1 protein-coding gene is annotated in these 555 nt (G+C 65.9%); it reads left to right on the top strand.

What is annotated here, in order from left to right; all coding sequences use genetic code 11:
* Window positions 1-150: 150 nt before the first annotated feature.
* Window positions 151-555, top strand: a 405-nt coding sequence (locus FUT88_RS24790; protein WP_186829378.1) for a ferrochelatase, incomplete at its 3' end; no start/stop codon positions are given.

Genomic DNA, 555 nt, shown 5'->3' with positions numbered 1-555 from the left:
CCTGTGGCGCATCGACCGGCCCGCCGATCTGGCGTACGCGATGGGGCTGAACCCGTGTGTGGGCGTGGTCAAGGACGGCACCGTAGTGGCGTAAGGAACACGCGATGACTCGGCTCGTATAATCGGCCGGTCTATCGCGAAACCGCGCCCATGCCCTTCTTGCCCGAACCCCTGTTCCAGCACGGCCAGCCTGATCGCACGGCGATCCTGCTCGTCAACCTCGGTACGCCTGACGGCACGTCGCCGCGCGAGGTCGGCCGCTATCTGCGCCAGTTCCTGTCCGACCCCCGCGTTGTGGAAATTCCGCGCGCGGTGTGGTGGTTCATCCTCAACGGACTGATCGTGCCGCTGCGTTCGCGCACGTCGGCGCACAAATACGAAAGCATCTGGCTGCGCGAGGCCAACATGACCGGCTCGCCGCTGCTCGTCTACAGCGAGCGCCAGGCGCATGCGCTGCAGCAGCTGCTGAACGCGCAGGGCCACGATGTGGTGGTCGCCTGTGCAATGCGCTACGGCAATCCGTCGATTCCGTCCGTCATGCAGGCGCTGCGCAAG

The organism is Ralstonia sp. TCR112 (assembly GCF_007997035.1).
Classification (GTDB): domain Bacteria; phylum Pseudomonadota; class Gammaproteobacteria; order Burkholderiales; family Burkholderiaceae; genus Ralstonia; species Ralstonia edaphi.
The sequence above is the reverse complement of the archived record's forward strand: the minus strand, read 5'-3'. Positions and strand labels throughout refer to the sequence as shown.